Source organism: Chitinimonas sp. (genome assembly GCF_041904975.1).
Taxonomy (GTDB): domain Bacteria; phylum Pseudomonadota; class Gammaproteobacteria; order Burkholderiales; family Chitinimonadaceae; genus Chitinimonas.
This window is the reverse complement of sequence record NZ_JAYRLZ010000192.1, coordinates 1-8397: the sequence shown is the minus strand read 5'-3', so window position 1 is coordinate 8397 and position 8397 is coordinate 1. Positions and strand designations below refer to the sequence as shown.

At 60.3% G+C, this 8397-nt stretch carries 5 protein-coding genes; all 5 read left to right on the top strand.

The annotated features are described in order from the left end of the window. Positions 1-181 (top strand): hypothetical protein (locus ACE3OH_RS15925; RefSeq protein ID WP_374355086.1); only part of this gene is annotated, 181 nt, incomplete at its 5' end. Continuing rightward, complete coding sequence (locus ACE3OH_RS15920) at positions 178-2535, top strand: M60 family metallopeptidase (RefSeq protein WP_374355083.1); 2358 nt, start codon at positions 178-180, stop codon at positions 2533-2535. The genes ACE3OH_RS15925 and ACE3OH_RS15920, both read left to right, overlap by 4 nt. A gap of 313 nt (positions 2536-2848) precedes the next feature. After that, positions 2849-3619: a hypothetical protein gene (locus tag ACE3OH_RS15915; protein ID WP_374355080.1), complete on the top strand. Its 771-nt coding sequence runs from the start codon at positions 2849-2851 to the stop codon at positions 3617-3619. A 399-nt stretch (positions 3620-4018) separates the two neighbouring features. Next, positions 4019-7177 carry a M60 family metallopeptidase gene (locus ACE3OH_RS15910; RefSeq protein WP_374355077.1) on the top strand — a complete coding sequence of 1053 codons (3159 nt, stop codon included), beginning with the start codon at positions 4019-4021 and terminating at the stop codon, positions 7175-7177. Positions 7178-7377: 200 nt separating this feature from the next. Further along, on the top strand, positions 7378-8397 hold a 1020-nt coding region (locus tag ACE3OH_RS15905; RefSeq protein WP_374355074.1), incomplete at its 3' end, for a WD40/YVTN/BNR-like repeat-containing protein.

The window sequence follows — 8397 nt, the reverse complement described above, 5'->3', positions numbered from 1 at the left end:
GGTACTGGAACCGGTACTGGAACCGGTACTGGAACCGGTACTGGAACCGGTACTGGAACCGGTACTGGAACCGGTACTGGAACCGGTACTGGAACCGGTACTGGAACCGGCACTGGAACCGGCACTGGAACCGGTACTGGAACCGGTACTGGAACCACTACCGGTCCATCAACCGGCATGAGTCCTACGCCGGTCCCGCCGGCGGAGTCCTTCGTCGCCAATGCGGAGAGCGATCTGGGTCGGCTGTTGCGCGGGCTGTCGGTGGCGCCGGGCACCAAGGAAGGCATTCCTGGCGGCATTCGTATCAGCAGCGAACGGGTGTTTCCGGTGGCCAACGGTGGTCGCGACTATTCGCTGGCCGTGGGCGCTCGCCTCGGCAATGGCCGGCTGTTTCTGTATGGGGCCAGCAATCTGCGCGATGCCTTCGGCACGCCGACTGCCGACGACCATCACACCCTGCTCGACAATGTGCTGGGCTGGCTGACGGTGCAAAACGGCAATCTGTATGACAAGGCGCTGGCCGGCGGCGCCAAGCTGCCCATCCTCACCAAGGATTTGCCGGTCGCCAAGGTCGATCCGCGTTTCCCGGTGGCCTTTACCAAGGTGGACAAATACACCGCCGCCCTGCTCGACCCGGCCAAATATCCGGTGGTGTATCTGAACTTCCGCCTCGACCAGGCCGAAACCGATCTGCTGGAAAGCTATATCCGCCGTGGCGGGGCGGTATTCACCTCGCGCTCCTACTGGGCGCTGCAAAGCTACCCTTGGGATGAATTTGCCAAGGCGGTCGCGCCGCGCGACGTACGCTATACCGATTATCCCTTGGTGAATCTGCTGCAAAAAATCGGCATGGAGCTGGTGACCTGGGGCGACCCGAACTCCACCACCATCCACAATGCCAATGAGCTGAAGCTGCAATATGCACCCGCCGCGCTCGACTACTGGACGCAATACCGCAGCGGCAAGATCGCCCTGGCCAGCATCCCGGGCCTCGCCGGCCTGGCCAGCGATGCCGAGCGCGAAATCGCCCTGAACAAGGCTGCGTTCAGCCTGTTCCGCACCAATCCCGACCATCCGGCCGTCGTCGCCCTGTTCAATAGCGCCCAAGCCAATATGAAGGCCGGCCTGGTCGGCTCCGCCAAGGGCCAGTTCAACTGCAAGGACCCAAGCGGTGCCAAGGATCCGGCCGACAACACACGCGACCGCATCTCGATGGAGTGCGAAGTGCTGCGCCAGCACTATGAAAACCTGAGCCTCAAGCCCGGCCAGGCGGCCGACCCGACAGCCAGCCACTTTCCTGGCGCCATGAGTGGCAGCGCCCGCGCCGGTCGCGTCAGCATCAATGTCGATACCAGTACCGACAACCCGTGGACCAGCACCGGCCTGTATGCCCCACCGGGCGAGACCATTACCGTGACCGTGCCCAAGGGCGTCGATGTCGATCTGCAGATCGGCGGCCATAACGACAGTACAGGCCATCACACCACCTGGCTGCGCCCGGCACGCATTGCCCAGTCGGTGCACCTGCATGAAGGCGAAAACCAGCTGTCATCGCCATTTGGCGGCCTGATCTATGTGCGCAAGGCCTGGACTGCCGGCAAATTCAGTCTGGATATTGAAGGTGCCGGCCGCGCTGCCTATTTCAAACTGGGCAGCAATAGCGACGCCGACTGGAACGCCCAACTGAAAACCGCCACCGCACCATGGGCAGAGATCGAGGGCGAGCGGGTGATCATCACCCTGCCGATGTCGGTGGCCAGCACGGTGAACCAGCCGACAGCCGTCATCAAGCGCTGGGACGCGATGCGGGTCGAATACGACAAGATCAGCGGCGAGGATTTCAGCCTGCCCGAGCCGAACAACCCCGGCAGCCGCAAGGAGCGCTATATGCCGGACATCGATATCGGCGGCGGCTATATGCATAGCGGCTACCCGATCATGACCTTTACCGATGTGCCGCCAAACTGGGTGAAGCTCGATGGCCGCCCCTTCCCGGGCGGCTGGGGCGAGTGGCATGAGATGGGCCACAACCATCAAGGTGCCTTCGGCTGGGATGGCTTGGGCGAAGTCACCAACAATATCCATTCGATGAATATCGAGCGCCAGGTGCGCACCGACGGCAAGGACAATCTGGATGGCAAGAATGGCGGCACCTGGGCCAAGATCGACGCCTACTTCAAGGACCCGAACCGCGACTACGACAGCAACCCGGATGTATTCCTCAAGCTCGGCATGTTCTGGCAGCTGAACCTCGCCTTCCGCGATCAGGACTTCTACCCCAAGGTTTACCGTGCCTTCCGCGAAATCGGCAAGGCCGGCTACCTGAAGGATGAAACCCGGCCAAGCGATTCCGATGGCAAGAAGCAGCAGTTCCTGTATGCCGCCAGCCTGATTTCCGGCTACAACCTGCTCGGCTTTTTCGATACCTGGGGCATGAAGGCCAATGCCGCCACCATCGCGCGCATCAATGGCCTGAAGCTGCCACAACCGCCGTTCGACCTGAGCCGCTGCCGCAATGGCAGTTGCCCCAAGTAAGTTGTGAGTTTTACCAAAGGCCACCGCAAGGTGGCCTTTTTCATCGTGCGCGGCATCGTTTCATCGATCTGTCACAGCATCGCTTAGGCCTAAGCATCTTGTCTGTACAGCTTCTCGATACCGCCTTCTAAACCTGCCGTGAGTTCACGGCAGTCCGCTAAGCATTTTCAACCACGGCAGGCGGCGCGCCGCACCGCTCCTGCTTAGCGTTGATTAGTGGTGTGCACGATTCACCTCGACCATCCTTGCCCGGCATTTGCAAGCTCGGCAGCGGACTATCCCTGCCATTTCATTATCCTTTGGGGAGAACTCCATGACGCAACTCAAACAATTTGCCCTGCGCGGCAGCCTGCTGGCACTGGCTATTGCCGCTATTCACACATCGGCAGCTACCTTTGAATGCACCAGCCCCAGCTGGTTGAAAGACGGCCGGCTGTGCCTGCCTGCCATCAATGTCAGTGCCGGCGCCTGGCACGGCCAATACGATGTCCTGCTGCGCCCGGTGCCGCAGTCCAGCCCGCAGCGCTTTACCCTGGAGCGCGCCGACACTGGCAGCAATCAGCTCGGGCTGGGCACGCTCAACCTCAGCGATGGGCAGCTGCTGATTCCAGGCATGGCCGTCGCAGGCGGCAGCAGCAAAACGGTTCTGACCATGCAGCGCAGCAGCAATCCACTGAGCTTTACCCTGGCGAGCAGCAGTGTGGTGAACTTGCGCAAACAAATCACACCGGTGATCGACAACAAGAGCAGCAGCCTGGTCTTGCCCGATGTCGCAGTCGCACTGGGCGCTACCGGCACTCCCTCACACCTGCAGGCCAACCTCGATGTACAGCGCCAGAGCGGCAAGCCGCTGCGACTGACCCTGCGCAATGTCCAGCCCGGCGAAGCCAGCACCACGCCAAGCCAGTACTCGCTGGCCGATGGCAGCCTGCTGCTGCCCAGCCTGATACTGGACGGCAGCCATGTCCGCGCCCTGTTTGCGCCGGTAAAGGGCAGCACCGCTACCTGGGAGCTGGTTGCCAGCCAGCCGGTGATCAGCACCGGCAAACCAGCCAGCGACTCCGATAGTGCGGCGGACAACTGAGCCAAGCAGACCGGAATAAGCCGCTGCCCATGCCCCATTCCTTGGCTGCAAGCGGCGCAATGGCCGTAGCAAGCTCGGCCTGAATCAAGCTCACCGGAAGCAGCCCGCATCGGCTTGTGAGTATTACCAAGGGTCGCCGCAAGGTGGCCCTTGCGCCATGCCGCCGCTTAGTACGGAAAGCCTTGCGCCAACGGGCTTTTGCAGCGGTTGCCACATAGTCGCAATACGTTTGCCGCATGCCGCTAAGCGCATCAGGCCGTGCCAAACCAGGCGCCGCAGCCACGCTGCTTAGGATTGATTAGTGGTTCGCCCGATATGCTCACGACATAATCAGCCGGCATTCCACACAAACGGCGGCGCGCTCGGCCGTGAACATTCGACATCCTCAGCGAGAACCTTATGACTGATTCCAGACAATTTGCCCTGCGCAGCAGCATGCTGGCACTGGCCGCCTGCGCAGGTGTTCATGCGCCGGCATCTGCCTTTGAATGCAGTGCGCCCAGTTGGCTGAACGACGGCCGCCTGTGCCTGCCAGCCATCAATGTCAGCGCCGGCAGCTGGCTCGGCCAGTTTGATGTCCTGCTGCGGCCGGTAGCGCAGTCCAACCCGCAACGATTTGTCCTGGAGCGGGCCGACGCTGGCGGTAACCAGCTCGGCACGGGTGTGCTCAATCTCAACGACGGGCAATTGCTGATACCGGGGCTGCAAGCGGCAGGCGGCAGTGCAAAAGCGGTGATGGCGATGCAGCCGGGCAGCAATCCACCAAGCTTTACCCTGGCAAGCAGCAGTGTGGTGGCCTTGCGCAAGCTCGCCACCCCGGTGATCGACAGCAAGAGCACGACCTTAGTGCTGCAGGATGTCGCGGCAAGCGTGGACGGCACAGGCAAGCCGACGCATCTGCAGGTCACTTTCGATGTACAGCGCCCAAGCGGCAAACCATTGCGACTGGTATTGCGCAATAGCCAGAGTGGTGCAGCCAGCACCACGCCCAGCCAGTATTCGCTCAGCGATGGCAGCCTGCTGCTGCCCAGCCTGTTGCTGGACGGCAGCCATGTTCGCGCCCTGTTTGCCCCCGTAAAGGGCAGCACCGGCACCTGGGAGCTGGTCGCCAGCCAGCCGGTGATTGCCGGCGCCGGAAACACCGGCACCGGCATGAGTCCGCAGCCGGTCGCGCCGGAGGAATTTTTTGTCAACTACGCCGACGAGGACATCGCCCGGCTATTGCGCAATTTGAAGGTCGCACCGGGCAGCCAGCAATGGATGCCCGGTGGAATCCGTATCAATAGCGAGCGGATTCTGCCGCTGGCCAAGGCAGAAGCCGACCATGCCCTGGCAGTCGGCGCGCGCTTGGGCAAGGGCCGGCTGTTTGTCTATGCCGCCAGCGATCTGGCCGAAGCCTTTGGCAATCAGTCGAGCGATGCCTACTACAGCCTGCTGGACAATGTGCTGGCCTGGCTGACCCGCCACAACGGCAATGCCTATGAACAGGCCCAGGCCGGCGGTGCCAAGCTGCCCATACTGGCAAAGGCGCTGCCCATCCCCGATATCGATGCGCGCCTGCCGATCAGCTTTACCACGGTACAACGCTATACCGCCGAGCAGCTCGACCCGGCCCGCTACCCACTGGTGTATCTGGACTTCCGCGTCGACCAGGCTGAAACCGCGCTGCTGGAAGACTATTTGCGTCGCGGCGGTGCGGTACTGATCGCGCAGCCCTTCTACAGCCTGGAGTCGGAACCGTGGGACACCCTCGCCAAGGCCGTCGCCCCGCGTCCGGTGCGCGTGCGTGACTACCCGCTCACCGGCCTTTTGGACAAAATCGGCATGAGCCTGGTTAGCGATGGCAATCCCGAGTCCACCCTGATCCGCAATGCGGCAGAACTGCGCCTGCAATACTCACCCACGGCGCTGGACTATCTGCAGCAATATCGCAGCGGCCAGCTCGCGCTATCAAGCATTCCCGGTCTGGCCGGCTATGCCGACAATGCCCTGCGTGAGCGCGTGCTCAACGCGGCCGCACTGAGTCTGTTCCGCACCAACCCCGCGCATCCGGCAGCGGCGAGCCTGTTCCAGTCGGCTCAGTCGAAACTGGTGGCCAGTCTGCAAGCGGGCGCCGATGCCGAATTTGCCTGCGCCGACCCAAGCGGTGCCCCGGACCCTAGCGGTGCCATTGAAGACGGCAAGCGTCTGGTGCGCCTGTCCCTCGACTGCGAGGTCTTACGCGCCCGCTATGAAAACCAGGGCCTGCAAGCTGGACAGGCGGCCGACCCGCTGGCGGCCAGCTTCCCCGGCAAGATGAGCGGCAGTGCGCGCATCAGCCACGCCAAGGTGGCCATCGACACGCGTAGCGACAATGACTGGATCAGCACCGGCCTGTACGCGCCTGCCGGTGAAACCTTTACGGTGACCGTACCCAAGGGGGTCGATATCGACCTGCAGATCGGCGCCCATATCGACAGCACCGGGGACCACCGTAGCTGGAAGCGGCCGGCACGCATCGCGCAGTCAGTGCACCTGAATGAGGGCGAAAACCGCCTGTCCTCGGCATTTGGCGGGCTGATCTATGCCAGCAAGGCGGGCACCGTGGGCAACTTCACCCTGGACATCGACGGTGCCGGACGCGCCGCCTACTTCAAGCTGGGAAGCCACAGCGAAGCCGACTGGAACGCCCAGCTGGCCAGCGCCACCGCGCCATGGGCCGAGATCGAAGGTGAGCGGGTCAAGCTGACACTTCCGATCGCGGTGGCACGCAGCGTCAGCAAGCCGGCCACCGTGATCCAGCGCTGGGATGCGATGCGGGTGGAATACGACAAGCTGACCGGACAGGACTACAGCCTGCCGGCACCGAACAACCCCGGCAGCCGCAAGGAGCACTATGTGCCGGACCTCGATATCAGCCTTGGCTATATGCACAGCGGCTACCCGATCATGACCCTGACCGATGTACCGCCGACCTGGGTGGCGCTCGATGATCGGCCTTTTCCGGCCGGCTGGGGCGAGTGGCACGAGATGGGGCACAACCATCAGGGCGAATTCGACTGGGATGGCCTTACCGAAGTCACCGTGAATATCCATTCGATGAATATCGAGCGCTTCCAGCGCAAGGACGGCAAGGACCAGCTCGACGATCCACGCTTCGCCCCGGATGATCCCGATGCCCACGCGCCGCAAGGCACCTGGAAGAAGATCGATGCCTATTTCCTCAAATCAGGGCGCGATTTCGACCGCCAGGGCGATCCTTTCCTCAAGCTCGGCATGTTCTGGCAGCTGAACCTCGCCTATCGCGACCAGAACTTCTATCCCAAGCTGTACCGCGCCTTCCGCGAAATCGGCCAGGCCGGCTACCTGAAAAATGAGAAACGGGCGCAGGATTCCAATGGTAAGAAGCAGCAGTTCATGTATGCCGCCAGCCTGATCTCCGGCAATAACCTGCTGGGCTTTTTCGAGCAATGGGGCATGAAACCCAGCGCCGCGACCATCAGCAAGATCAATGCGCTGAACCTGCCCAAGCCGGGATTTGATCCGGGCAAATGCCGAAACGGCGCTTGCCCGAAATAAACCCCTTTACCGGCGCCCTCGCGTCGGCTAGCACCGGCTTGCAAATGCAAGCTCCTTGGCCACCGGCAACGGTGGCCATTTTTTGACAGATTTGTGCACGGTTAAAATACGGAAATTCACCAGAGGACGCTTGGACAACAGCGACAATCAATTATCACGATCCTTGATATTTACATCAGCACCCATCACAAGGAATTCACATGCACATTCATTCGCCAAAATACTCAATCAAGAAAACACTTTTCGAAAACCCGATTAAATATTTGACTAAGCCATCAATTTTATTGGCATATTGTATCGCCATATTCACAACTCAATCTGCACTTGCTGCGAATACCTGGGAGCATGCAACCAGTGACTGGTGGATGTCATTCAACAGCGGATTAAAAGAAAGTGCACTAACCATCAATGTGCTTAGCTTTGACACTAATCGCACTATCTATACTGGAACCAATGAGGGCGCCTACAAGAGCAAAGACGGCGGCACTTCATGGGCGGCAATCAATAATGGTTTACCGCGACAAGGTGACACAGTGCAATCGATTACTGCGCTGAGCCTGGACGCAAACGGAAATATCTACGCAGTCGCGGTTGACGGCATCTACAAGAGTAACAATGGCGGCAGTTCGTGGATTCATGCCAGCAGTAGCTTGCACGATACCGTAAAAGCACTCTGTATCGACGTCAGCGGTAATGTGTACGCGGGGACGAATGCCGGCGTCTACAGGAGCAACGATGGCGGCCACACCTGGGTCGAGACCAATAGCGGTCTGCCAGAGGAAGCTAAAAAAATTCATTCACTTCGCCACGACACCGCTGGGAATATCTACGCGGTAACCGCTAGCGGCGTCTACAAGAGCAGTAATAGCGGCGCATACTGGATGCCGATCAGCAATAGCTTGCCGAAATTTCCTGTCACGGCGTTCAGTATCGATAGCCGCGGCAATTTCCATATCGGGACCCATGGTGGTGGTGTTTTCAAGAGCATTGACGGTGGAAATTCCTGGATTGCAGTCAATAGCGGTTTGGCAAAGCGTACGTTAAACATCAGAACCCTGACCGTTGATGCGAACGGCAATATCTACGCCGGGACCGAAGAAGGCGTTTACAAAAGCAACAATGGCAGCTCTTACTGGATGGGTATCAATAGAGGCTTGACCAATCCTGAAATCATCACGACATTGAATATTGATACTGGTGGCACAGTCTATGCCGGAACC